The sequence below is a fragment of the Nostoc sp. C110 genome (assembly GCF_043099725.1).
Classification (GTDB): Bacteria; Cyanobacteriota; Cyanobacteriia; order Cyanobacteriales; family Nostocaceae; genus Nostoc; species Nostoc muscorum_A.
Genome location: NZ_CP171148.1, coordinates 2,031,494 through 2,055,917 on the forward strand (window position 1 = coordinate 2,031,494; position 24,424 = coordinate 2,055,917).

Genomic DNA, 24,424 nt, shown 5'->3' on the forward strand with positions numbered 1-24,424 from the left:
TCTATGCGGTTCGTTTTTTCATTATTTTGCGTAAATCCTGAGTGTATTAGGGCGTTGTCTGCGGTGGATTAATAGGATTAGGAACTGGAATAACTGGCACAATTATCGGCTTAGGTTTCTCGGATTGCAGTTGAATCTGGGCTTGATTGCGACCGTCTATAGCTTGTTGGTAATTAGGCTTGTATTTTATTGCTTGATCGTAAGACGCGATCGCATCTTGAAACCGTTTCAAATTTAGTAAAGCATTGCCTCTGCTATACCAGCTTTCAGAATGGTCTGGTTTATAACGAACCGCTTTATTATAAGATGCGATCGCATCTTCGTATTTTTGCAAAATGTATTGTGAATTTCCCAAATTGTACCAAAGCTGATAGTCTCTTGGCTTAAGTGTCGCAGCTTTATTGTAAGCTTTGATTGCTTCTTCATAGCGTTGGTTTTGATGCAGCGACCAGCCCAAGTTATACCATGCTTGATAGTTACTAGGATTATATTTAATTACTTGATTAAAAGATTCAATTGCTTCTGGGTAACGTCGTAAGTTGAGTAGGGTATTACCTCTTGAAAACCAGGCTTGATAATAATTTGACTTATATTGTACAGCTTTATCATAAGCGTTGAACGCATCTTGGTAGCGTTGCAAATTAACTAGTCCGTTTCCCATATTATACCAAGCTTGTTCATAGTCTGGTTTTAAATCAACGACTTTTTGGTATGCTGCGATCGCTTCTTCATATCGGTTAGAATTCTGTAAAGCTAATCCTTTCTTGTACCAAGCTTCATAATTGTCTGATTTTAATTCAATCGCTTTTTCATAGGCTTTAATTGCTTGGTCATATTGCTTTAAGTTACTAAAAGCTTCACCCTTAGCATTCCAGACTTCCGAGCTTTCATTATTTAATTGTAAGGCTTTGTCAAAAGATGCGATCGCTTCTTGATATCGCTGTAAACTTGCCAAGACAAAACCGCGTCCACTCCAAGCTTCAAAATAATCTGGCTTAATTTGGATTGCTCTATCATACGCAGCTAATGCTTCTTTCGATTTTTTTAATTTATACAGCGTTTTGCCTTGGCCATTCCATCCTTGAGGATAATCTGGTCTAATATTAACGGCTTTTTCATATACTTCTAATGCGTCTTGATAGCGTTGCAAATCAAAAAGTGTATTTCCTTGTTTGGATAATTCTATAGCGTTATTTGAATTAATGTGATTAAAAATAAATATTGATGCAACTCCACTTATTCCAACTAAAAATATTGTTAGTAAAATTTTACCTAAAATGCCTTTTTTCGGTTGTGGTTTGGTTATATTTTTGGGTAGAGAAATAGGAGTTAACGCTATTGTTTCGACCGGAGGTAGTGTTAACTCTTTCAGTGCTTTTAATGCTACTGTAGCCGAAGGATAGCGCTGTCGAAAGTCGTAGCACACCATTTTATCTAAGAATTGAGCAAATTCTGGCGTGACTGTGGCTTTATCGCGCCAGATAATTTCATTAGTCTCAGCATCTTTTATTATTTCCTCTGGTAATAATCCAGTGAGAGCTTGAATAGCAATGATTCCCGTAGCATAGATATCACTGCTTAATTTTGGCGTACCATGAGCTTGTTCTCCAGGAATATATCCAGGCGTACCTATGGCAACAGTACCTTTAGTTGAACCTTCGGGAGTAATTACTTGGGTAGTAATTTGTTTAACCGCACCAAAATCAATTAAGATTAATTTGCCATCCGGGTGTCGTCTGAGGATATTTCGGGGATTGACATCACGGTGAATTACATTCTGTTGATGGACAAATTCTAGAATTGTCAAAAGTTCTTGTAAAAGTGAAATTACTTGCTCTTGGCTAAGGGTTTTACCTGGTATTAATTCTTGACTAAGATCGTGACCTTCGATCAATTCCTGTACGAGATAAAATTCGGCATTTTCCTCAAAATAAGCTAAAAGTTGGGGAATGCGATCGTGAGTTCCTAATTTATACAGAACTTGTGCTTCTGTATCAAATAAACGCCTAGCCGTCTCTAAAGTTACCGGATCGTTTGCCTGGGGTTTGAGTTTCTTGACCACACATTGAGGTGAACCGGGTAATTGAGTATCATAAGCAACAAAGGTTTCACCAAAACCCCCTCCTCCCAAGTTACTAATAATTTGGTATCTTCCAACAAGTGTGTTTCCTAGCATCTCGTTTGCCTACTTAAGTGCGATGCGATCTGATTTCAATCTTGCCACACGTTAAGGAGGATAGGGGGAGGGAGGGGAGGCAGGGGGAAAATAACTAATAACTAATGACCAATACTTCTCTACGAGAGGCTATGCGTTAGCGGAGCTTTTGTAGCGATACGCTCAGTACAAGTGACCAATGACTAATGACCAATGACAAATTTATATGATTCCTATTAGTGATAATATTCGTTGTTGGAATAAGCCGATTATTAATTATTGGCTAATTGGCATTAATATTGCCGTATTTTTATGGGAAATTCAACTAGAACTTAGTGATACTTTGGGCCCTTTTGTCAATAGTTGGGGTGTGATTCCAGCCCAGATTAGTGGGGCGATTACAAATGTATTCTTCTTCAACAACTCTGCTGCTTGGATAATTGTAATTTGGCGGGTATTTTCACTACTTTTTGGAATATTTCTGCACGGTAGTTTTAGCCAGATATTGGGAAATCTACTATTTCTGTGGGTTTTTGGTAAGACTGTAGAAAATATCTTGGGACACAGACGCTATCTCGGATTTTATCTGGCGGCTGGCATCTTAACAGGGGTCGTACAAATTCTAGCTGCACCGAGTTTGACAGTACCATTAATTGGGGGCAATGGCGCGATCGCAGCTATTTTAGGGGCATACATTATGAAGTTTCCTAAAGCTAAAATTGACACCATTTTACCGTTAATTATTGTGTATATTCCTATCGAACTTCCCGCCTTTGTCTATATATTTTGGTGGTTTGTGCAACAGTTATTTTATGGTATCGGCAGTTTAAATATTCCCCCCATTGGCGTAAATCAATCGGGTGTTGTCTTTTGGGGGCAGGTTGTGGGATTATTCATTGGTGCAGCTTTCATACGATTGAAGAGATAATTAATTTGTCTTAATCTTTAGACATGGCTCTTAAATACCAGAAGATATCTTTTGGCTAAAACTCTTATGTGCCTTTGGATGGATTGCATTTTTTAGCTTAAAAATTCATACTGCTAAAACTAGGGTATGCCTACTCTTCAGGTCGGTGTTATTTTTAGTTGTTAGCGGTTTATTAAAATGCCAAATGTTGATAAAAATAATTCTAAACTTACTGATGAATTAGCAGTTTTACGGCAGCGTGTAGCTGAATTAGAGCAAGCAGAAATATTTTATCAGCAAAGGCAAGTAGCACTAGAAGAGCAATTAAGAAAACTGGCAACATCGGCACAAAGTTCGCATATTTCAGTTTTAGAATATGAGATTGAATGCCATCTGGAGCAGGAGAAGTCTACAGGCTTTAATGTGACAACAGATGTGGCAGTGACTTTAGAGCAACTCCAACAAGAAATTGCACAGCGACAGCAGTTAGAAGTAATCCTGAAAGATAGTGAAGAACGGCTGAGGCTAGCTTTAGATGTTTCTCAGATGGGCTTGTGGGATTGGAATATTTTAACCAATCAAGTCATTTGGTCTGAAAATTATGAACTGCTTTTTGGTCTACTTCCAAGTAGTTTTGATGGCCCTTATGAAACGTTTCAGAAGTGCGTTTATCCTGAAGACAAGCAATCTGTAATGCAACGGATTGGCTACGCTTTGACACAAAAAACTGACTACAACGATGAATTTCGGATAATTCGCTCAGACCAAAGTGTACATTGGATTTCTGCCAAGGGAAAATTTATCTATAACGAGCAGGGAAAAGCGGTGCGAATGATCGGCGTTTGTATGGAAACAACTGTGTGCAAACAGGCAGAAGAAAGTACTCGCGAACTAACCACACAAGTCCAAGAACAGGCAAATATTTTAAATGCCATCCTCACCGCCTCAGTGGATCACATTTATATCTTTAATCGCCAAGGTTGCTATCAGTATGTTAGTCGTGATGCAGCTACTATATTAGGTTTTAAGCCCCAGGATCTTGTCGGAAAAACTTTGCAAGAACTGGATTTACCCACAGACCTTGTAGAACAGGTAGACAATCAACTAAAAGCTGTGATTAAAACTGGGCAGCCAATTAAGGATGAGTGTAAATATGTAACTGCTGATGGAGCGCATTATTATGAATACATTCTGACACCATTACGAAATTTAAACCAAAGCATTGAAGGTGTAATTACTGTTTCTCGTGATATTACCGAACACAAACGGGCAGAAAAATCATTACGCGAAAGTGAAGCTCGATTTCGGCGTTTGTTCGAGTCTAACCTAATCGGGGTTGCTTTTTGGAATGTGGATGGCTTTGTAATTGATGCTAATGATGCCTTTCTTCAGCTAGCTGGCTACACTCATGAGGAGTTCACTCTTTTAGGTAAAGTTAATTGGCGAGAACTCACTCCTATTGAATACAAGTATTTAGACGATCGCGCCATTTTAGAGGTTCAAACCACTGGAGTTTCCAAAATTTACGAGAAAGAGTACATCCACCGCAACGGTAAGCGAGTACCAATTGTTTTGGGGATAGCCTTGCTCAATGACTCCCAAGAACATGGTGTTGCTTTTGTACTAGATATTACCGATCGCAAATTGGCTGAAAAAGAATGCGATCGCCTCCTCCAATGCGAAAGAACAGCACGCCAAGAAGCAGAGATCGCCAACCAAATTAAAGATGAGTTTCTGGCGGTTCTCTCTCATGAACTGCGAACCCCACTCAACCCTATCCTGGGATGGTCGAAAATGTTACGGACTCGCAAGTTTGATGAACAAACCACTAACCGCGCTTTGGAAACCATTGAACGCAACGCCAAGTTACAAACCCAGTTAATTGAAGATTTGTTGGATGTGTCTCGCATTCTCCAAGGAAAATTAAACTTAAATATCTGTCCAGTGAACTTGGTAATGGTAGTTGAAGCAGCACTAGAAACGGTACGGCTAGCAGCAGAAGCTAAATCAATTGAAATTCAGACCATATTTGATGCCAGTTTAGGACAAGTTATGGGCGATCCAAATCGGCTCCAGCAAGTTGTGTGGAATCTACTTTCTAATGCGGTAAAATTTACACCAACCGGAGGACGAGTAGGAATTCGACTCATGGAAGCTAGTAATCAGATTCAAATTCAAGTCAGCGATACAGGTAAGGGAATTAACCCAGACTTTTTGCCATTCGTGTTTGATTACTTTCGCCAAGCTGATGGCACAACTACACGCACATTTGGCGGACTGGGTTTAGGATTAGCGATCGTGCGTAAGGTTGTAGAAATGCACGGGGGAAAAGTTCAAGCCGAAAGTGCTGGAGAAGGATTGGGTACAACCTTCACTGTTGAACTACCGCTTTTGGTGAGAAGTGAACAAGTTCGGCGGGAAGAGAATGAGTTTTTAGATTCTCAGCCTGAATCCTCACTCCTTTCGAACACTCAAGTTTTAGTGGTGGACGATGAACCAGATATCCGCGACTTAGTGAGTTTCATTTTGCAAGACTACGGTGTACAAGTAACTGCTGTATCCTCAGCACAGGAAGCATTAAAAGCGCTATCTGAGTCGATACCAGATGTTTTAATTAGTGATATTGGAATGCCAAAGACAGACGGTTATATGCTGATGCGGGAAGTGCGATCGCGATCGCCGCAAGAAGGAGGACACGTACCAGCGATCGCTCTGACAGCTTATGCAGGCGAAATGAATCAGCAGCAAGCACTAGCAGCCGGATTTCAAATGCATATTTCTAAACCAGTAGATCCAGATGTATTGGTGAAAGCGATCGTCAATCTGATTGAGCCAAGCTGATACAGGTAAGCGTCTGAGGGGTTTTCCATAAGCTACCACGCCTACTACTTTCCTGCTAGACTCTGGATAGTCCTATGCTTTCAGGAATTATGTCATCTGTTGAGCAGATAATGAAAGAAGCCTTAGCTTTGCCTAGTGCATCAAGAGCATTGTTGGCAGAAAAACTGGTTGAAAGTCTTGAATTTGATGTAGATGAAACACAACAAAAGCTTTGGACAGATGAAGCTAAGAAGCGTAGAGATGAAGTCCGAAGTGGTACAGTTATACCCATTCCTGGAGAGGAAGCCTTAGCTAGGGTGAAACAACTTTTGGAGTAATGAAATACGTTTTTCATCCAACAGCATTAACTGAATATGGCGAAGCGGTCAAGTTTTATGCAGAGCGTCGAGTTGAATTAGCACAGGCATTTATAAATACGGTTGAGGATGCAATTTTCCGAATCATCCAGTCACCCACTCGCTGGGCTGTTATTGACGAAGATATTCGTCGATGTTTAACACGCAAATTTCCCTATGGAATTTTATACACCATTGAGGAAGATTACATTTTGATTTTGGCGGTGATGCACTGTAGCCGAGAACCAGGATATTGGAAAGAGCGTGTTAAAGAGCAACCATCGGGTGAAGAAACTGAACTTTAGGATGAGTAAATTAACCTAAACTGAGCCAAGTTTAACAGTACGATAAAGATAGACAAGATGTAGTTTGAATTCTATCTACCGTTTTCATGGGAATGACTGAGCAAGATGATTCTCAGCAATTGAGTGAACCGACCGATGGAGCAACTACCAAGTCGGTCGATAATTCTTGGACAAACCGCATTGGTGGTGTCTGGAACACAGCAACAACACGTTTAACCAAACTCCTACCCGTAGAACAACTGGCACAAACGGTTGTTGGATGGTTTAGCGTCAGTGAAACTCAGGTTGCAGAGATTTTAGAGAAAATTCGAGCCGAATTGCCAACCACAGAAGCATTGCTGATTGGTAAACCCCAAGCCGGGAAAAGTTCAATTGTGCGGGGATTGACAGGAGTTTCGGCTGAGATTATTGGTCAAGGTTTTCGTCCGCACACGCAACACACGCAGCGCTATGCCTATCCTTCCAGTGATCTGCCGTTGCTAGTTTTTACTGATACGGTGGGGCTAGGTGATGTCAACCAAGATACCCAAACAATCATTCAGGAGTTAGTTGGCGATTTACAAAAGGAAACTGCCTCCGCCAGAATCCTCCTTTTGACGGTCAAAATCAATGATTTTGCAACTGACACACTCCGACAAATTGCTCAAAAGTTACGCCAGCAGTATCCAAATATTCCCTGTCTGCTAGTAGTTACTTGCTTGCATGAGGTTTATCCTGCTGATGTTGTCGATCATCCTGCCTATCCGCCAGATTATCAAGAAATCAACCGCGCATTTGCGGCAATGCAGCAAGCCTTCGCCGGGATAACTGACCGCTCTGTACTAATTGACTTTACCCTAGAAGAAGATGGCTACGATCCGGTATTTTATGGCTTAGAAGCACTGCGAGATTCTTTGGCAGAACTACTCCCACAAGCAGAAGCGCAGGCGATTTATCAGCTATTAGATCGAGAAGAAGCCGGAAAGCAACTTGGCAACCTTTACCGAGATGCCGCACGCCGTTATATTTTGCCATTTGCAATTATGTCTGCAACTCTTGCGGCCGTACCTTTGCCATTTGCCACAATGCCTGTACTAACTGCCTTGCAAGTATCAATGGTGGGACTGTTGGGTAAATTATATGGACAGACAATTACACCATCACAGGCGGGGGGTGTTGTGAGTGCGATCGCAGGTGGTTTCTTAGCACAGGCAATCGCACGGGAATTAATTAAATTTATACCAGGTTTTGGGAGTGCGATCGCAGCATCTTGGGCAGCTGCCTATACCTGGGCGCTAGGGGAAGCAGCCTGTGTTTATTTTGGTGACTTAATGGGAGGTAAGAAACCTGATCCCCAAAGAATTCAGTTAGTAATGCAAGAAGCGTTTCAGGCGGCGCAAGAACGGTTTAAGAAAGTTCGTAATCTCTAATCGGGGGTAAGTAGGTTGGCGCAATTAAAGCTAACTGGCAAGGGCTGTCCTTTATCATTGGTAAGGACTTTAAGCCTGTTTACGTTTCATAACATAATTTTGTTTATTTCTAGCAACTTACTTAGGAGGACAATAAATTATGATTCAAGCTTTACGTAAACTAGTAACTTTTGAAGATTTTGCAGCATGGCGGCCCGAGGGCAGCAGATACGAATTACATGATGGCGTGATTGTTGAAATGGCACAACCAACGGGTGATCATGAAGATGTTGTCGGTTTTTTAGCACTAGAAATATCTGCTGATATCAAGCGTCTAAATTTACCTTATTACATCCCAAAAACTGTATTAGTAAAACCACTTGAAGGTGAATCAGCTTATTCACCAGACATATTAATAATCAATCGACCAAATTTAGTGAATGAGCCTTTATGGAAAAAGGAATCGACTGTATCTCAATCGGTATCTATTCCATTAGTTATTGAAGTTGTTAGTAGTAATTGGCGGGATGATTACTACAAAAAATTAGCTGATTATGTTCGCGTAGCGTCTCGAAGAGAAGCTATAGGTATTCCTGAATATTGGATTATAGATTACGCGGCTATAGGCGCTAGAAAGTTTATTGGCAATCCTAAACAGCCTACTATATCCATTTATCAATTAATCGATGGTGAGTACCAAGTTACTCAATTTAGAGGTAGCGATCCCATCGTCTCGCCTACTTTCCCAGAGTTAAATTTAACTGCTGAACAGATTTTTAAAGCTAGCTAAAATCTAAAATTCTGTCACCTGCCCTCTGTTAGACTTAACCTGTCCGCGTTTAGTTTTGTAGTCAAGGCGCTTTCTTTGAGAACTGCGAGTTGGTTTCGTGGGTTTGCGTTTTATCGTCACGACAACTGCACTTTGAATGAGTTCTTGAAGTCGTTTCAAAGCTGATTCCCGATTGTTTTCTTGGCTTCGGTGTTCTTGTGCTTTGATGACAACAACTCCTTCCTGAGTAATGCGTCGATCGTTCAGCTTTAAAAGCTGTTCTTTATAATAATCTGGTAATGATGAAGCGACAATATCGAAGCGTAAGTGAATCGCTGTGGAAACCTTATTTACATTCTGGCCTCCTGCTCCTTGCGAACGAATCGCACTAATTTCAATATCACTCTGGGGGATTATAACTTTGTTGGAAATTTGCAGCATCGCTCACAAGGCAAAAGAGGAACTTTTCAATTTGGGATAAAATTTTTACTCGGTTTGTTCGGGAAAATCTATTACTACATTTTGGTCTTCATTGTTATCCAAATTCACCTCTAAAGTTTTTCCTTCTATTGTCACTTTATCACCCGGTACTAGTCGCCGCCCTCGTCGGGTTTCCAGCATACCGTTTACTTGGACATCGCCACCTTGAATCATTAGCTTGGCTTGTCCTCCAGTTGGCACTATACCCATCAACTTTAAATATTGGTTTAACTTAATTGTGTTGTCTCGGATTTTCTTCATACTAAATAAAACTACATCATCTTAATTGTACCCTGGTGTTATCAAGGCAAAGTGTGAATCTATTGCGCCACATAATCACCTAAGTACAGTATTTCATTGAATTCGTAGCGAATTAATTTGGTAAGTAGGTAGACATAATTAAATATAAAATAAACTCTTAGTTTGTAGTGAGCGATTTATCGCTCAGAGCAAGGATTATCAGGACTAAAGTCCTTACTACAAACTTTAAATTTATTTATGCCTAGATACTTAATACCCTGCAATGCAATGCCAATGCGTCGTCTGACAATACCAATGCGTCGGCTGACAATGCCAATGCGTCCTGATGCATTTAAAACGCAAATCAACCTTTAGGCTGATTTTACTAGTTAGGTGTGGTGGAGCGTAGGCGTAGCCCATCGTAGATATCGCTAAAACGAAAAACAGTAATGCCAGTTTATTATCTATAATGTTGATCGACAAAACTACCAGATATAGGTGAAAAAACTAGTCTGGAAGGTTCTTTTAGTGTGTTCAGGGGACTGGATCTATGATTAAGCTCGGTTTATTGGTACAGTCCCAGAATAACTCTTTGGGTATCGGCAAAGTTACGGAAATATCTGATACCAATGCAAACGTTGAGTATTTTTGCTCTATAGGGCAACGTCTTCAAAAAACTTTACCTTTAAGTTCGCTCTCTGAGGTCAGACTTGAACCACAGGCTCGATGCTATATTAAGTACCAAACTCAGGATAAATGGATAGTTGGGAGAGTTTTCATTTGGGATGAAGATACAGAAATGTATCAAATTGATTTACCAGATAAGAAAACTGCGATCGCTACTGAAGAAGACATTTACGTTCGTTGTAATCTGCCAAACACAGACCCCATCGAAACTCTAGCGATGAAGGGTCACGAAACGCCCTACTTCCACGACAAAAGATTAGCTTTCGTCAAATCCTTGATTAAGCAACGCGCTGTCAGTCGCGGGATGACAGGACTGATTTCGGCAAATATTAATCTTTATCCTCACCAAGTTGAAGTAGTGCGGCGGGTACTGGAAGACCCAATTCAACGCTACTTGCTAGCAGACGAGGTGGGACTTGGAAAAACCATCGAAGCGGGTGCGATTCTGCGGCAATTCCTCTTGGATGAACCGAAAAGGGGTGCGGTGGTATTAGTCCCGCAATATTTACTCAAACAATGGCGGACTGAGTTAGAAAACAAATTTTACATTTCCCATTTTGGCAAACGGGTAGCGGTGCTGGCGGTTGAAGATATCCATAAAATCAACCTGAAGGCGAGGATAGGCTGCTTAATTTTAGATGAAGCTCATCATATCGCAGCAATGGCCACTTCCAAGGATGCAACAGTGCGCCAGCGTTTTCAGACTTGTAAAGAACTGGCTCATAAAAGCGATCGCTTACTTTTATTATCTGCCACTCCTGTTCTCAATCATGAGCAAGATTTCTTGGCAATGTTGCACTTGCTCGACCCAGCAACCTATAAAATTGGTGATTTAGAAGGTTTTCGTGCCAAAGTTGAAAGCCGTCAGGAAATTGGTAGACTTCTGCTTTCTTTCAAAGAAGATGCTGAACCTGTTGTTCTCAAAAGCAACTTGCAGCAACTACGAAACCTCTTAGCTGAGGATGAGTATTTCCTGAAGCTGGCGGATGATTTAGAAAATTGTTTACAAACAAATTCTCCAGAGCAAGACCAAATCGTCCAAGGGATTCGTACTCATGTCAGCGATATCTATCGACTACACCGCCGAATGCTTCGCAACCGTCGCGCGGCGGTAGAAGATGTGATATTTGACCGCAATTTTACACCCAAAGAAGAGTACGATTTAGACGAGCGATCGCCTGATATCCACGAACTGCTGAATCAATGGCGTAGTGTTGCTCCTGCTGAACAGCCATATCAGCGAATTTTTCTGCTGTTATTTCTAGCGGCCGGTACTTGGTTAGGCATTTTAGAGCAGGTAATTACCGCCCGCTTAACTGGCAAGCCTCATGCTAAACTCATCCAGGAGTTTAAAGAAGATGATCTTCGCCTATTAACTACAACCCCCAAATTCTCAGGGGAAGAAGAGATTCTGCAATCCTTCCTTAAAATTATTCGTCAACCCCAAGAAGATGGAGGACGGACGGAAAATTTGAAAACTGTACTGCTGAATCAGCTAGGTACATACTTCAAAATTCCCGCAAACGTTCGGAAGAATCAAAAGGAATTCATCACGAGAATACAGCAGAGAATCAAAAGGCCAATTACTGGCGATATTCTGCCCAAATTTATTGTATTCACCAGTTTTGTCCAAAGTTGTGGCGAAATAGTCCGGTATTTGTCTGATAGCTTTGGTGCAGAGACAATCGTCAAACATCAATTTGGAGAATCACCAGACAAAGTTGAGGAAGGCTTAAATAAGTTTAGGAATAACCCAAACTGCTTTATTCTAGTATGCGATCGCTCAGGAGAAGAAGGGCTTAACCTCCAATTTGCCGATTGGTTAATTCATTTTGACCTTCCTTGGTCGCCTAATCAATTAGAGCAAAGACTTGGCAGACTTGACCGCATTGGCAGCAAAATTGGAGTTCAATCTTGTGTTTTGATTGGCCCCTATTTGGAAGATAGCCCTCACAATGCTTGGTATCAAGTATTAAAAGATGGATTTGGTATTTTCCAGCAATCAATTGCGAGTTTACAGTTTTATGTAGATGATAAGCTTGCAGAATTAGAAACAGCTTTGTTTCAATCAAGTGCTGCTGGATTGTTAGAGATGATTTCACCAATTCAAGAGCAAATTGAAGCCGAAATCGCAAAAATTAGCGAACAAAATGCTTTAGATGAAATTGACGCTAACGATGAAATTGCCACCGAGTATTTTCAAGACCTCGATAATTACGATGCTTGTCATCTAGAAATGAAGCGAGCAATTGAAGGTTGGATTTGTGAGGCGCTGGGATTTCGAGGACTCAATAACCCCGACTCATCAGAGATGCGACGTTATCAACCCTCAACGCGGACATTGGTTCCTATAAATGAGTTAAAAAACCGTTTTGCTGATAGTTACCTAGACCAATTTGGTACTTATAATCGCAGGGTGGCAAACCAGAATCCTGGTATTAAACTCTTTCGAGTTGGGGAAGGATTTGTCGAAGCACTCTGGAACTATATAAACTGGGATGACCGAGGTGAAGCCTTTGCAATGTGGCGCACTGATTCATCTTGGGATGCGAAAGAAGGCAAGGAGTGGTTCGGTTTCCAATGCAATTATGTAGTTGAGGCAAATTTAAGAATTGCCAAGCAAGTTTTACTAGATAACAAACTCGATAGTTCTCAATTCAAAAACTTGCAACGACGTGTTGATGCTCTATTTCCGCCAATTATAGAAACTATCTATGTTGATGGTCGCAATGAGCCAATCCGCGTTGTTGAAGATAAAGCTCTGTTAAGTATTCTGCAACGTTCATATAAAGATAAAAACAATAATCAAGGACGAGATTACAATCTAGCAAAAGAGCGCTTAGGAATTATTGACAATTTTGTTGACCCTAGTAAATGGCAAAATTTCTGCTATGAAGTACGTAACACCTCTGCGGAATTACTTTCAAATCGTCCCGATTTTATTGACTTGTGCCAAAGTTGTGCTAAGGTCGCTGAAAAGAAATTAGCCAATCGAGTCGAACAATTACGCCTACGTTTGAACCAACAAAGTTGGGATAATGCTCTCGCAGAAGAATTGAAGATAGAAACTGCTTTAAATGCAGCCATTCTCCAAGGTATTCGCCAGCCCCAGATTAGGCTTGATTCTGTCGGTTTTATTGTTGTATCGGGGCGATCGCTCGTGCAATTTGAATGATATTATGTGAGGTTAAATAGCCTTAGTCAGTATACTAACCCCACCCCGTAAAAAAGGTGGGGTTTTTTACGACTTCCAAATCAGAGAATTATTACTGAAATAATTTGTATCGTTTGTTGCTACAGGTGTTTTAATCAGGTTTAAGAAAAGTAATGATATTTTTGACTTTCCCGGAAAAATAAGTAAGTATTAACACTTGTGATACAGAAACAAAGCGATTATTGTGAAAGTCGAAGATGAAACGTTCAAATCGCCTTGCTTGGATAGGAGCGATCGCACTAGCTGCGATCGTTTTGCTTACTTTGTTAGTGGCTCCCAATAATACAAAAATTAGCACTGGCTCTACTTATAACCGCGCCTCTGATGGGTATGGTGCTTGGTATGCTTTTATGCAACAGAAAGGAATTTCTATCAAACGTTGGCAAAAACCTTTTAGTGATATTCAAGCAGAAAATAGCCCAGTTACCTTTCTACAGATAAGCGCCTATCCAAGGGAGACAGCATTGAATGGTCAAGAGCGGGAATGGGTAGAAAAAGGCAATACTTTGGTAATTTTGGGTGCGGGGGCGCGGGTTACAGAAGCAGAATTTAGCACTATGCAAAAATCTCCTGAAGGTGATATCAAAATTGATACACGTAGACGATATCAGAAAGCTAACTCCAAGCAAGTTGATTTAGGCGATCGCTTTGGTGCTGTTGTCTGGGAAAAAAATTACAATCAGGGAAAGGTAATTTTTTCTACCACTCCTTATTTAGCCGCCAACGCTTACCAAGATTATTTAAGTAATTTCAAGTATTTAGCTAGTTTAGTAACTGAAAAAGGTAACACAGTAATTGTTGATGAATACATCCACGGCTATAAAGATGCTGATGTCAGAAAAAAAGAAAGCGAAGGTAATTTATCTAGCTTTTTTGCTAAAACTCCTTTATTTCCAATATTAGTGCAGGTAAGTATTCTGCTATTGGTGCTAACTTGGGCCCAGAATCGCCGCTTTGGGAAGCCAGTGGCTTTAGATACACCAGTTACAGATAATAGCGAAGCATATATCCAAGCTTTAGCGGGAGTCTTGCAGAAAGCTGATAGCACCGACTTTGTTGTCGAGATGGTGGGTAAACAAGAACAACTCCAACTACAAAAAGCCTTGGGATTAGGACAAGTACTTTTAGAACCTCAAGCCTTAATCAATTTCTGGAAAGAAAAAACAGGCACAAGTGCAGCAGAACTAGATGCAGTTTTAAAGCTACAATCCCACAAACAACCTATCAGTGAACGAGAACTGTTAAGCTGGTTGGGCAAATGGCGAAATATTAGGAAAATTCGTAATTCGTAATTATTTTTTGAAGCTGTGCATAATATTTCTGTGCCTGAGTACTTTTGAGTAAATTATTTATAAGCAAAAAAATGAGCGAAACTCATCCTATCTTAATTCGCCTTGGTCAAGGTCTTAATCAAGTAGTTGTTGGACAATCGAGCCTAATACAACAACTTTTAGTAGCACTACTAGCGGGTGGGCACGTAATTTTAGAAGGAGTACCAGGCACTGGTAAAACTCTCCTGGTAAAAGTATTAGCACAGTTAATCCAAGGGGATTTTCGCCGAATTCAACTAACACCAGATGTCTTACCTTCAGATATTACTGGGACAAATATTTTTGACTTGAATAGCCGCAATTTCACTTTGAAAAAAGGGCCAATATTTACTGAAGTCCTGCTGGCAGACGAAATCAACCGTACTCCTCCCAAGACACAAGCAGCACTGCTAGAAGCGATGGAAGAGATGCAGGTAACATTGGATGGTGAAAGTTTGCCCTTACCAGATTTATTTTGGGTGATTGCAACCCAAAACCCACTGGAATTTGAGGGGACTTATCCCTTACCAGAAGCGCAGTTGGACAGATTTTTATTTAAGCTAGTGGTAGATTACCCAGATCAAGCTGCGGAAAAGCAAATGTTACTCAATCGTCAAGCTGGGTTTTCAGCAAGGCGTTTGGATATTAGCCATTTGAAACCGATAGCAACAGTAGCCGACATTTTACAAGCACGACAAGCAGTTAAAGAAGTTAAAGTATCAGAAGCGATCGTTGATTATTTGTTAGCCTTGGTAAGAATATCGCGTCAATATCCCGATTTAACTTTGGGTGCATCACCTCGCGCCGCCGGTGCTTGGTTGCAGACATCTCAAGCATTAGCGTGGTTAGCTGGCAGAGATTTTGTCACGCCAGATGATGTAAAAGCAGTTGCATCGCCACTGCTGCGTCATCGCCTGATTTTGAAACCAGAAGCAATGCTGGATGGTTTACAAATGGATGCGGTAATTGCGTCGGTAATTAATCAAGTACCAGTTCCCAGGTGAAACAATTCTTGCTATATTCCAAGCTATTTGGAAAGTAGACCCAAAAGTAAGCTCAAACTAACTGCCTCCACAAGTTATAAAGTATGTGTAGATGAAACAGCGAGTATATCGAGAAAAAAATCTGTATGGCAAGCTACCAAGAAACCGTAACTAGTGACGAATCCATTAATGAGCTAATCGCCGAGACAACAGGCATTAACCATCTGGAGGTGATTGAAAATGTCATCGACTCTTTAGAACAAGATGATAGTGCGATGGTTAGCCATACTCCAGAGGGTGGCTATCTCTGGAAGTTTAAGTATGGAAGTGTGCAGGTATATGTCCAACTTAACGGTACAACCGATGAAGACACCATAACGGTTTGGTCTGCGGTGCTAAATTTACCTGCTAAAGATGAACCCAGATTGCTGCGTTATCTGTTGGAGTTGAACTGCTCCAGCACTTTTGAAGCGCGTTTTGGTATTATAGAAAACAGAGTGGTTGTGATCTCAACACGCACCTTAGCGGAGTTATCTCCCGGCGAAGTGTCTCGGCTGATTACCATTGTGGCGACAATCGCTGATAACAACGATGAAGCCTTACAAACTGAATTTGGTGCAACTTAAGGAATTTTGGATTTTGGATTGGGCTTATACTGCATTAGATGTATAGCAAGCAGGTGTGGCGACTAATTCCTTTGCTAGAGGCGGCTGGTAATGTGCAAATGGCTATTGACAACTGGTTACTAGAACAGCACCAGTCTGGAAAACATCCGTCCACTTTGCGCTTTTATACCTGGTCGCCATCTGCCATTTCTCTTGGCTATCATCAACGACAATACCCTGAATATTGGCAAAATTTGACTTGGCAAGGGCAGAAATTAGATTTAGTGCAACGTCCTACTGGTGGACGGGCGGTATTACACCAAGGTGATTTAACTTACGCTGTAGTCACATCTGGAATTACGGGTAGTCGCCTCCAGGTGTACGAAAAAATTTGTGAGTTTTTGATTCAAGGATGGCGATCGCTCGGCGTAGAATTACATTACGGTACAGAAGGGCGAGGTTACATCCACAACCCTAACTGTTTTGGCACAGCAACCAGTGCAGATTTAGTTTTGCCAGATGGTGCCAAACTCATTGGTAGCGCTCAACTGCGACGTAGTGGAGCAATTTTGCAACATGGTTCCATCCGTTTGCAACCCGATGCTGAACTGTTTGCTCAAGTATTTGGTGCAGAATCTTTTACGACTGTACAACTACCTCAAAGTCTGAGTGTGGAAAAGATTATTGCAGATTTAGTCACCGCAGCTAGTGATTGTTTTAATATGCAGATAGAGTTACAACCCCTATCGCCCTCTGAGTGGGAAGAAATTTTGGCAAAACTATGATTTTCCTACTAAGTTATAGCGCTTCTGGGTTGAGTTAACCCTTCCCTGCAAGGGAAGGGGAGTGTGGGGAGTGTGGGGAGTGTGGGGAGTGTGGGGAGTGTGGGGAGTGTGGGGAGTGTGCGGGGTCAGATTTCTTCCCCATCCTCCCACACCTCCCACAGCTCCCACACCCCTTGGATTTCTCACTTGTGAGAAATCCAGGCTAAACAGACTCCACTGAGGAGGCACCGAAACGATAGCCTTTGCCGTAGACTGTGTGAATCAGTGCAGTTTCTCTACCTACCTCAATCTTACGACGCAGCAAACGAATTAATGCTGCAATCACATTACTACTGGGTTGTTCTTCCTCTTGCCACAAATTTTCCATAATTTGAGCATGAGTCATTAGTTGTCCAGTGTGTTCCATAAAATATTGCAGCAACTGGCTTTCTTTTTGCGATAACTCAATTATTCGTCCTTGGCGATAGGCGACTTGATTTTCACAATCTAGTTCTAAATCAGCGACGGTTAAACGTCCGGTGGTGGTTTCATAGGTTTGGGAACCAGAACGACGCAATAAAGCCCGGACTCTGGCTAGTAACTCCCGCAGTTCAAAAGGTTTAACTAAATAGTCATCAGCACCAGCATCTAAACCTTCTACACGGTCATCGAGAGTATCTTTAGCTGTGAGAAACAACACGGGAGTGGTTTTGCCTTGTCGTCGCAATTGCTGACAAATTTCTAACCCCGTTTTTCCTGGCAGCATCCAATCTAAAATTAGTAGGTCATAACTGCCTGCTTGTGCATATTCGCTGCCAATTGTGCCATCGAAAGCGGCATCAACAATATAACCCTCACGAGTCAACAAGCGACTCAAGGGTTCAGTTAGTTCAACTTCATCATCAACTAATAAAATTCTCATGCTGCTGTGGTAAGCATATAGAGATATTATTCAACTGCCAGAACGCCAAGGATATTAAGAAAAAGAATGCTGACTGTTGCATTGCCAAAAGGGGAACTCCTTAAAAATAGCATCCGCTTGCTACAATCTGTGGGATTAGATTTTAGCGCTTTTTTAGATTCAGGAACTCGCCAACTTCAAATTCCTGATACTAAGGGACTTGCAAAAGCTTTGTTGGTGCGGGCGCAGGATGTGCCTGTCTATGTAGAATATGGTCAAGCACAACTGGGTGTTGTTGGTTACGATGTGCTGCGGGAGAAGCAGCCGCAAGTTGCCCACTTGGTAGATTTGCAGTTTGGGTATTGTCGGATGTCAGTGGCGGTACAAGCATCAAGTTCTTACCGATCGCCTTTAGATTTACCACCGCATGGTAGAGTTGCTTCAAAATATGTAAATTGCGCTCGTGAATATTTCCACAGTCTAGATTTACCCGTGGAAATCGTACCGTTGTATGGTTCAGTGGAATTAGGCCCGATTACTGGAATGTCAGAAGCGATCGTGGATTTGGTTTCTACAGGGCGGACTATGCGCGAAAATGGTTTAATTGAAATCGCTACCCTGTATGAAAGCACAGCGCGGTTGATTGCCCATCCTCTGAGTTACCGTATGAACACAGGTAATGTGAGTGATGTAATTGCCAAGCTGCGGGAAGCTGTTTTGGTAGAGGTTTAACAGTTAAGTTGGTCGGCGCAATTAAAGCTAACTGTCATTGGTCATTTGTCATTGGTCATCAGTAAGGGTTTTAAGCCTATTTACGTTTCGTAACATACTTGACTTTTTTCGCGCCAACTTACTTACAGCAGAATTCAGAAATAAAACTAAGGTTTTCATCAAAAAAATCATGATTTTCATCAACAAAATCATGATTTTTCTCACCACAACCTTTGATGTAGTGACAAATGACTAGCAGATAGTCTGCAACAATTAAATCTCATCATGCCGACTAAATTTGTTTACACTAGGATTAGTGCGATGGCGTACCCGCCTGCCGTAGAAGTACGACAAAATTGAAACAGAATTTCCTGAACAGCCAAAGGCGGGGAAATGACTAATAATTGTTAACAAAAGTTAAGCTACTCTTGAGACAGTCATCCTGTTGACTGAAATATTACATTTAGATTTTTCATAAAAATTAATGAAAGCTGGACAAATTGATACAGAAATAGCGCGGCTAGAAGCCCTCCGCCAGTATCAAATTCTTGACACTGAACCCGAAGAAGCTTACGACAATCTTGCTCAGTTAGCAGCATTTATTTGTGGTACTTCTATTTCTTTGGTAAATTTTATTGATGAAAACCGTCAATGGTTTAAGGCAAAAGTAGGTTTAGATGTATCAGAAATGCCCCGGAGTATTGGGTTATCTTACCTTTGCCAAGAGCGGCGTAACGTTGTGGTGGTTCCTGATACCCTAGCTGACGAAAAATTAGCAAATAATCCGGTAGTAACTGGCTATCCTTATGTACGGTTTTATGCAGGTGTACCCTTAATTACTCCCAAAGGAGATATGCTGGGAACTCTGTGTGTAATTGACCAAGTTCCCAAAGAATTGAGCCAAAAACAAGTGGAGGCGCTTGTAGCTCTGAGTCGCTTGGTAATCGACCAACTAGAACTTAGGCGTTATGTAACTGAGGTATCTCAAGTTACTGAAAAGCTCATGGCCCAAGAGCAAGCAGCCCGCGTCCAGTCTGAAGCTGCGAGAACCCGCATCAATAATCTTCTTGAAAGCATCACTGATGGGTTTTTTGCCCTGGATAAAAAGTCGCGATTCACCTACATTAATGGTCAAGCAGAACGGCTGTTGCGAAAAAAACAAAATGAGCTTCTGGGTAAAAACATCTGGGAAGTGTTTCCAGAAATCATCGGCACAACATTTTACCGTGAGTATCACAGGGCAATATTAGAACAGGTGAGTGTGGAATTTGAGGAGTTTTATCCACCACTAAACTGCTGGCTTCAAGTCCATGCCTATCCTGCAAAAGACGGCTTGTCTATTTATTTTCAAGACATTACTGAACGGCGGCGAACAGTAGAAGCACTACGAGAAAGTGAAGAACGTTGGCAATTAGCATTACATGGTAATAATGATGGCATTTGGGATTGGAACCTTAAGACTAATGAAGTGTTCTTCTCAACTCGGTGGAAGGAAATACTCGGTTATAAAGACCACGAAGTTTCCAACGGTTGGGACGAATGGATAAAACGAATCCACCCCGATGAGCGAGATTGGGTACTTCAAGCCTTCCAAGACCACTTTGCCAAGAAAACACCGTTTTATGTCTGTGAATATCGAGTCCAGTGCCAAGACGGCAGCTATAAATGGATTCTAGATCGAGGACAAGCACTTTGGGACGCATTGGGTGATATAGTTCGCATGGTGGGTTCTTATACAGATATCACAGATCGCAAGCAGGCAGATGAAGAATTAAAGCGGCAGAATTTGCGATCGCAATTATTTGCAGAAATCACCCTGAAAATTCGAGAATCTTTACAAATAGATGAAATTCTTCAAACCACGGTGACAGAGGTACAAAAATTACTACAAGCTGACCGTGTGTTAATTTTTCGACTAGAGTCTGATGGTTCGGGAACAGTAGTGCAAGAGGCGGTGCTACCTGGTTGGCCGGTAATTCTAGGAGAAAATATTTTTGATCCCTGCTTTAAAGAAGAATATATAGAAAGATATCGCCAAGGCAGAGTCAGTGCGATGGAAGACATTGAAGCTGCTCACATTCAACCATGCCATCGAGAATTTCTTCAGCAGTTTGCTGTCAGAGCTAATCTCGTAGTACCAATTCTCGTCAGAGATGGCATTTGGGGCTTGTTGCTGGCTCATCAGTGTGCCGCACCTCGAAAGTGGAATAACTTTGAGACGGAGTTGTTACAGCAATTAGCTAACCAAATTGGCATTGCTTTATCTCAAGCGCAACTATTAGAAAAAGAAACCCAGCAAAGCCAAGAACTAGTCCGTTCTAATGCGGAATTGGAACAGTTTGCTTATGTGGCTTCCCATGACTTGCAAGAGCCGTTACGGATGGTAACAAGTTATTTACAGCTACTAGAGCGAAGATACAAAAATCAACTTGATGCCAATGCCGATCAGTTTATCACCTACGCAGTAGATGGGGCGCGGCGAATGCAGACCCTAATCAACGATTTGTTGAACTATTCCCGCGTCAGCACCCGTGGACAGCCCTTTAAATTAGTTGATTGTGATGTAATCTTACAACGGGCGATCGCTAATCTCCAAATTGCGATCGCAGATAATCAGGCAATTGTCACTTACGATTCTTTTCCTGAAGTGATGGCTGATACTACCCAACTCACACAAGTATTTCAAAACCTGATTGGCAACGCGATCAAATTTTGCCAGAATCAGCAGCCACAAATTCACATTGGGGTAGCCAAGCCAAATCCAAACTCAGACGAAGAAAGTTTAAATTCTATACCATTGGCAGATGAATGGTTATTCTCGATACGTGATAATGGGATTGGTTTGGAATCCCAGTATGCAGAACGTATTTTTATAATTTTTCAGCGCTTGCACGGTAGAGACAAGTATCCTGGTACTGGAATTGGTCTGGCAATTTGTAAAAAAATTATAGAACGTCACGGCGGCAGGATCTGGGTTGAATCGAAACCGGGTCAAGGCTCGACTTTCTACTTCACAATTCCAGATAGAGCAGGTAAGCAATCGTGAGCGTTATAACAGCGATTATGCCTATTGAGGTTTTGTTAGTAGAGGACAATCCTGGCGATGCCCAACTTACACGCATCGCCCTAGAAGATAGTAAAATCTCGATTAACCTCAACGTCGTCGAAGATGGTGTGGAGGCGATGGCATTCTTGCGAAAACAAGAAAAATATGTTAAAGCAGTCCATCCCGATATTGTGTTGCTCGATTTAAATCTCCCCAGAAAAGATGGGCGGGAGGTACTGGCAGAAATCAAAGGAGATGAAAAGCTCAAGCGAATTCCTGTGGTAATTCTGACGACTTCCCAAGCTGAAGAAGACATCCTCAAAGCATATAATTTATGTGCAAACTGTTATATAACTAAGCCAGTAGATTTCGATCAATTCGTTAAAATTGTACAATCAATAGAAAATTTTTGGTTTGCGATCGTAAAACTGCCACCGGAGTAGTGGAAATGGCAGGTAAAAATATTAAAGTCTTGTTAGTAGAAGATAACCCTGGTGATGTTTTATTATTACAGGAGCTTTTAAAGGAAGTTACCACAGTTGTAGTTGATTTGATGCCCGTTGAGCGGCTTTCGGAAGCAATTAACTACTTAGCAAAGGAAATTTTTGATGTGATTCTACTAGACCTCTCGCTGCCAGATAGCCAGGGGCTAGAAACCTTTGTCATCGCTCACCATCAGGCTAAAGCTACTCCCATAATTGTGCTGACGGGTATAAATGATGAAACCCTAGCAATTAGGGCGATGCAAGAAGGAGCGCAGGATTATTTGGTGAAAGGGCAAGTAACTGGCGACTTGCTGGTACGTTCCATGCGTTATGCCATCGAACGTCAACGGGCAGACGACGCATTGCGCCATAGTGAGGAGCGATTTCGGGTGGCCCTCAAAAACTCTCCCATCTTTGTCTACAACCAAGATATAGATTTACGCTACACCTGGGTTTACAATCCGCCATCTGGATTGACAGTTGAAGAAATATTGGGCAAACAAGACTTGGATATTATCCCAGGTGAAGATGCTCAACGTCTTACCACAATTAAACGTGGGGTGCTAACCACTGGTATAGGAACGCGAGAGGAAGTATCAATTACAATCAAAGATATAACTCGATATTACGATTTGACAGTTGAGCCATTGCGGAATGAGTCGCAAGAAGTTGTGGGCGTGACATGCGCGAGTATTGATATTAGCGAACGACAAGCTGCGCTACGCGAACGCAAATTGGCAGAAGAAAAAATCCGCGAACAAGCAGCATTACTAGATGTCACCACAGATGCCATTTGCGTGCGAGATTTAAACAATCAAATTATTTTCTGGAACAAAGGCGCAGAAACACTTTACGGCTGGAAAGCTACAGAAGCTTGGGGCAAAAATGCTACTGAGCTTTTGTTTGACGAACCTTCACCAGAAATCGAAGCGGCTCTTTTACAAGCTACTAGTAAAGGTAAGTGGCAGGGCGAGTTAACTAAACTGACTAAAATGGGTAAGGAAATCCTTGTTGCGAGTCGCTGGAGTTTGGTGTGCAGCGAACAAGGAAAACCTAAAGCGATTCTCACCGTTGACACAGATATTACCGATAAAAAACATCTAGAAGCCCAATTATTTCGCGCCCAACGCTTGGAAAGTATTGGCACCTTAGCTAGTGGCATTGCTCACGACCTCAACAATATCCTGACACCGATTTTGGCAGGAGCGCAACTCTTACCACTCAAATTTCCCGATGCAGATGAGCGGACTCGCCATCTACTGGAAATTTTGGAAATCAACGCTAGACGCGGGGCTGATTTAGTCAAACAGGTGCTGTCCTTTGCACGGGGTGTAGAAGGGAAACGTATCACTTTACAACTCAGACATCTGATTGTGGAAGTTGCCAAGATTCTTAAAGAGACATTTCCCAAATCCATACAAATCAGCACTGATGTCCTGCAAGATTTGTGGATGGTTTCTGGAGATAGCACCCAACTGCATCAAGTATTAATGAATCTCTGCGTTAATGCCCGCGATGCAATGCCAAATGGCGGTAATTTGACTATTATTGCTGAAAATCTGTTGATTGATGAAAATTATGCCCGCATGAACCTGGAAGCCAAAGAGGGGCCTTACATAGTAATTACTGTCTCCGATACGGGAGTTGGGATTCCTAAAGAAATCTTAGATAGAATTTTCGAGCCATTCTTTACCACAAAAGATGTTGGAAAAGGCACAGGGTTAGGACTTTCCACTGTCCTGGGGATCATTAAAAGCCACGGTGGTTTTGTGAACGTCTATAGCGAACTGGGAAGTGGCACCAGCTTTAAAGTTTACTTGCCGGCAGTGGAAGGAATGGAAACATTTACTCCCGAAGAATTGCCACCACAGACGGGACATGGAGAATTGATTTTGATTGTGGATGATGAAGTTGCCATTCAAGAGATTACCAAAACATCACTGGAAACTCATAACTACAAAACCCTAATTGCCAATGATGGCATTGAAGCGATCGCGGTATACGCTCAAAACCGGGATAAAATTAGTGCCGTACTGATGGATATTATGCTACCTTCACTCGATGGTTTAACTGCCATCCGTACCCTGCAAAAAATTAACCCCAAAGTCAGAATTATTGCCAGCAGTGGACTTATGTCTGAAAATAAGCTCAGTTCAGTAGCTGCTATTGGTGTCAATACATTTTTGGTCAAGCCCTATACTGTCAACGAATTATTGGTTTCTTTACAGAAAGTACTATCGGGAGCCAACTAAATACGTAATCACACTGCTAAATATAGGGATAAAATACTACTTGCTT

General features: G+C 41.7%; 21 protein-coding genes. 15 read left to right on the forward strand and 6 right to left on the reverse strand.

The window, feature by feature from the left end:
* Window positions 1-46: 46 nt before the first annotated feature.
* Window positions 47-2,176, reverse strand: coding sequence for a tetratricopeptide repeat protein (locus tag ACFFRD_RS14300; protein WP_392482057.1), 2,130 nt, complete (start codon window positions 2,174-2,176; stop codon window positions 47-49).
* Between the two features lie 205 nt (window positions 2,177-2,381).
* Between ACFFRD_RS14300 and ACFFRD_RS14305 the strand changes: the two genes are divergently transcribed.
* From ACFFRD_RS14305 to ACFFRD_RS14330, 6 genes are all read left to right on the forward strand, one after another.
* Window positions 2,382-3,083, forward strand: coding sequence for a rhomboid family intramembrane serine protease (locus ACFFRD_RS14305; RefSeq protein ID WP_392482058.1), 702 nt, complete (start codon window positions 2,382-2,384; stop codon window positions 3,081-3,083).
* Window positions 3,084-3,260: 177 nt separating this feature from the next.
* Complete coding sequence (locus ACFFRD_RS14310; RefSeq protein ID WP_392482059.1) at window positions 3,261-5,903, forward strand: PAS domain S-box protein; 2,643 nt, start codon at window positions 3,261-3,263, stop codon at window positions 5,901-5,903.
* 89 nt (window positions 5,904-5,992) lie between these two features.
* Window positions 5,993-6,220, forward strand: a complete 228-nt coding sequence (locus ACFFRD_RS14315) for an addiction module protein (protein WP_334810201.1) — start codon at window positions 5,993-5,995, stop codon at window positions 6,218-6,220.
* Entirely contained in the window at window positions 6,220-6,543 is a 324-nt protein-coding gene (locus ACFFRD_RS14320) for a type II toxin-antitoxin system RelE/ParE family toxin (RefSeq protein WP_392482060.1), read from the forward strand. Before ACFFRD_RS14315 ends, ACFFRD_RS14320 begins: the two co-directional genes overlap by 1 nt.
* 92 nt (window positions 6,544-6,635) lie before the next feature.
* A complete protein-coding gene (locus ACFFRD_RS14325; protein ID WP_392482061.1) occupies window positions 6,636-7,952 on the forward strand; it encodes a GTPase family protein in 1,317 nt (438 codons plus the stop codon).
* A gap of 139 nt (window positions 7,953-8,091) precedes the next feature.
* Entirely contained in the window at window positions 8,092-8,721 is a 630-nt protein-coding gene (locus ACFFRD_RS14330; RefSeq protein WP_392482062.1) for a Uma2 family endonuclease, read from the forward strand.
* A gap of 3 nt (window positions 8,722-8,724) precedes the next feature.
* On the opposite strand, the gene arfB is transcribed toward ACFFRD_RS14330, so the two are convergent.
* The 3 genes from arfB to ACFFRD_RS14345 all read right to left on the reverse strand — a co-directional run bounded on the left by arfB (window position 8,725) and on the right by ACFFRD_RS14345 (window position 9,788).
* Complete coding sequence (arfB, locus tag ACFFRD_RS14335) at window positions 8,725-9,141, reverse strand: alternative ribosome rescue aminoacyl-tRNA hydrolase ArfB (protein ID WP_114082400.1); 417 nt, start codon at window positions 9,139-9,141, stop codon at window positions 8,725-8,727.
* Window positions 9,142-9,186: 45 nt separating this feature from the next.
* On the reverse strand, window positions 9,187-9,441 hold the full coding sequence (locus tag ACFFRD_RS14340; protein ID WP_012412565.1) for an RNA-binding S4 domain-containing protein: 255 nt from the start codon (window positions 9,439-9,441) through the stop codon (window positions 9,187-9,189).
* Between the two features lie 176 nt (window positions 9,442-9,617).
* Window positions 9,618-9,788 (reverse strand): hypothetical protein, encoded by a 171-nt coding sequence (locus ACFFRD_RS14345; RefSeq protein WP_392482063.1) that lies wholly within the window; start codon window positions 9,786-9,788, stop codon window positions 9,618-9,620.
* 182 nt (window positions 9,789-9,970) lie between these two features.
* On the opposite strand from ACFFRD_RS14345, the gene dpdE reads away from it, so the two are divergent.
* The 5 genes from dpdE to ACFFRD_RS14370 all read left to right on the forward strand — a co-directional run bounded on the left by dpdE (window position 9,971) and on the right by ACFFRD_RS14370 (window position 17,004).
* Window positions 9,971-13,282, forward strand: a complete 3,312-nt coding sequence (gene dpdE / locus ACFFRD_RS14350; protein ID WP_392482064.1) for a protein DpdE — start codon at window positions 9,971-9,973, stop codon at window positions 13,280-13,282.
* A 236-nt stretch (window positions 13,283-13,518) separates the two neighbouring features.
* Window positions 13,519-14,613, forward strand: coding sequence for a DUF4350 domain-containing protein (locus ACFFRD_RS14355; RefSeq protein ID WP_392482065.1), 1,095 nt, complete (start codon window positions 13,519-13,521; stop codon window positions 14,611-14,613).
* Between the two features lie 71 nt (window positions 14,614-14,684).
* On the forward strand, window positions 14,685-15,635 hold the full coding sequence (locus ACFFRD_RS14360; protein WP_392482066.1) for an AAA family ATPase: 951 nt from the start codon (window positions 14,685-14,687) through the stop codon (window positions 15,633-15,635).
* Window positions 15,636-15,760: 125 nt separating this feature from the next.
* Entirely contained in the window at window positions 15,761-16,240 is a 480-nt protein-coding gene (locus tag ACFFRD_RS14365) for a YbjN domain-containing protein (RefSeq protein ID WP_114082430.1), read from the forward strand.
* 38 nt (window positions 16,241-16,278) lie between these two features.
* Window positions 16,279-17,004, forward strand: coding sequence for a biotin/lipoate A/B protein ligase family protein (locus ACFFRD_RS14370; protein ID WP_392482067.1), 726 nt, complete (start codon window positions 16,279-16,281; stop codon window positions 17,002-17,004).
* Here ACFFRD_RS14370 and ACFFRD_RS14375 read toward each other — a convergent pair.
* Both ACFFRD_RS14375 and rppA read right to left on the reverse strand, forming a co-directional pair.
* On the reverse strand, window positions 16,999-17,190 hold the full coding sequence (locus ACFFRD_RS14375) for a hypothetical protein (protein ID WP_392482068.1): 192 nt from the start codon (window positions 17,188-17,190) through the stop codon (window positions 16,999-17,001). The two genes, ACFFRD_RS14370 and ACFFRD_RS14375, sit on opposite strands and share 6 nt — an antisense overlap.
* Before the next feature lie 16 nt (window positions 17,191-17,206).
* Window positions 17,207-17,905, reverse strand: a complete 699-nt coding sequence (gene rppA, locus ACFFRD_RS14380; RefSeq protein WP_392482069.1) for a two-component system response regulator RppA — start codon at window positions 17,903-17,905, stop codon at window positions 17,207-17,209.
* A 66-nt stretch (window positions 17,906-17,971) separates the two neighbouring features.
* Here rppA and hisG point away from each other — a divergent pair, with 66 nt between their 5' ends.
* The 4 genes from hisG (at window position 17,972) to ACFFRD_RS14400 (ending at window position 24,378) form a co-directional block, all read left to right on the forward strand.
* A complete protein-coding gene (hisG, locus tag ACFFRD_RS14385; protein ID WP_114082434.1) occupies window positions 17,972-18,616 on the forward strand; it encodes an ATP phosphoribosyltransferase in 645 nt (214 codons plus the stop codon).
* Between the two features lie 463 nt (window positions 18,617-19,079).
* Window positions 19,080-21,641, forward strand: a complete 2,562-nt coding sequence (locus ACFFRD_RS14390) for a GAF domain-containing protein (RefSeq protein WP_392482071.1) — start codon at window positions 19,080-19,082, stop codon at window positions 21,639-21,641.
* Between the two features lie 17 nt (window positions 21,642-21,658).
* On the forward strand, window positions 21,659-22,084 hold the full coding sequence (locus tag ACFFRD_RS14395; RefSeq protein WP_175586658.1) for a response regulator: 426 nt from the start codon (window positions 21,659-21,661) through the stop codon (window positions 22,082-22,084).
* A gap of 5 nt (window positions 22,085-22,089) precedes the next feature.
* Window positions 22,090-24,378, forward strand: a complete 2,289-nt coding sequence (locus ACFFRD_RS14400) for a response regulator (RefSeq protein WP_392483073.1) — start codon at window positions 22,090-22,092, stop codon at window positions 24,376-24,378.
* Window positions 24,379-24,424 lie beyond the last annotated feature (46 nt).

What these genes read in the sequence shown, in the direction of transcription:
- hisG (WP_114082434.1), top strand. Translation starts at nt 17,972, where the DNA reads ATGCTGACTGTTGCATTGCCAAAAGGGGAACTCCTTAAAAATAGCATC.
- ACFFRD_RS14355 (WP_392482065.1), top strand. Translation starts at nt 13,519, where the DNA reads ATGAAACGTTCAAATCGCCTTGCTTGGATAGGAGCGATCGCACTAGCT.
- ACFFRD_RS14340 (WP_012412565.1), bottom strand. Translation starts at nt 9,441, where the DNA reads ATGAAGAAAATCCGAGACAACACAATTAAGTTAAACCAATATTTAAAG.
- ACFFRD_RS14325 (WP_392482061.1), top strand. Translation starts at nt 6,636, where the DNA reads ATGACTGAGCAAGATGATTCTCAGCAATTGAGTGAACCGACCGATGGA.
- ACFFRD_RS14370 (WP_392482067.1), top strand. Translation starts at nt 16,279, where the DNA reads ATGTATAGCAAGCAGGTGTGGCGACTAATTCCTTTGCTAGAGGCGGCT.
- ACFFRD_RS14300 (WP_392482057.1), bottom strand. Translation starts at nt 2,176, where the DNA reads ATGCTAGGAAACACACTTGTTGGAAGATACCAAATTATTAGTAACTTG.
- ACFFRD_RS14305 (WP_392482058.1), top strand. Translation starts at nt 2,382, where the DNA reads ATGATTCCTATTAGTGATAATATTCGTTGTTGGAATAAGCCGATTATT.
- rppA (WP_392482069.1), bottom strand. Translation starts at nt 17,905, where the DNA reads ATGAGAATTTTATTAGTTGATGATGAAGTTGAACTAACTGAACCCTTG.
- ACFFRD_RS14365 (WP_114082430.1), top strand. Translation starts at nt 15,761, where the DNA reads ATGGCAAGCTACCAAGAAACCGTAACTAGTGACGAATCCATTAATGAG.
- arfB (WP_114082400.1), bottom strand. Translation starts at nt 9,141, where the DNA reads ATGCTGCAAATTTCCAACAAAGTTATAATCCCCCAGAGTGATATTGAA.
- ACFFRD_RS14330 (WP_392482062.1), top strand. Translation starts at nt 8,092, where the DNA reads ATGATTCAAGCTTTACGTAAACTAGTAACTTTTGAAGATTTTGCAGCA.
- ACFFRD_RS14310 (WP_392482059.1), top strand. Translation starts at nt 3,261, where the DNA reads ATGCCAAATGTTGATAAAAATAATTCTAAACTTACTGATGAATTAGCA.
- ACFFRD_RS14390 (WP_392482071.1), top strand. Translation starts at nt 19,080, where the DNA reads ATGAAAGCTGGACAAATTGATACAGAAATAGCGCGGCTAGAAGCCCTC.
- ACFFRD_RS14360 (WP_392482066.1), top strand. Translation starts at nt 14,685, where the DNA reads ATGAGCGAAACTCATCCTATCTTAATTCGCCTTGGTCAAGGTCTTAAT.
- ACFFRD_RS14315 (WP_334810201.1), top strand. Translation starts at nt 5,993, where the DNA reads ATGTCATCTGTTGAGCAGATAATGAAAGAAGCCTTAGCTTTGCCTAGT.
- ACFFRD_RS14400 (WP_392483073.1), top strand. Translation starts at nt 22,090, where the DNA reads ATGGCAGGTAAAAATATTAAAGTCTTGTTAGTAGAAGATAACCCTGGT.
- dpdE (WP_392482064.1), top strand. Translation starts at nt 9,971, where the DNA reads ATGATTAAGCTCGGTTTATTGGTACAGTCCCAGAATAACTCTTTGGGT.
- ACFFRD_RS14395 (WP_175586658.1), top strand. Translation starts at nt 21,659, where the DNA reads ATGCCTATTGAGGTTTTGTTAGTAGAGGACAATCCTGGCGATGCCCAA.
- ACFFRD_RS14320 (WP_392482060.1), top strand. Translation starts at nt 6,220, where the DNA reads ATGAAATACGTTTTTCATCCAACAGCATTAACTGAATATGGCGAAGCG.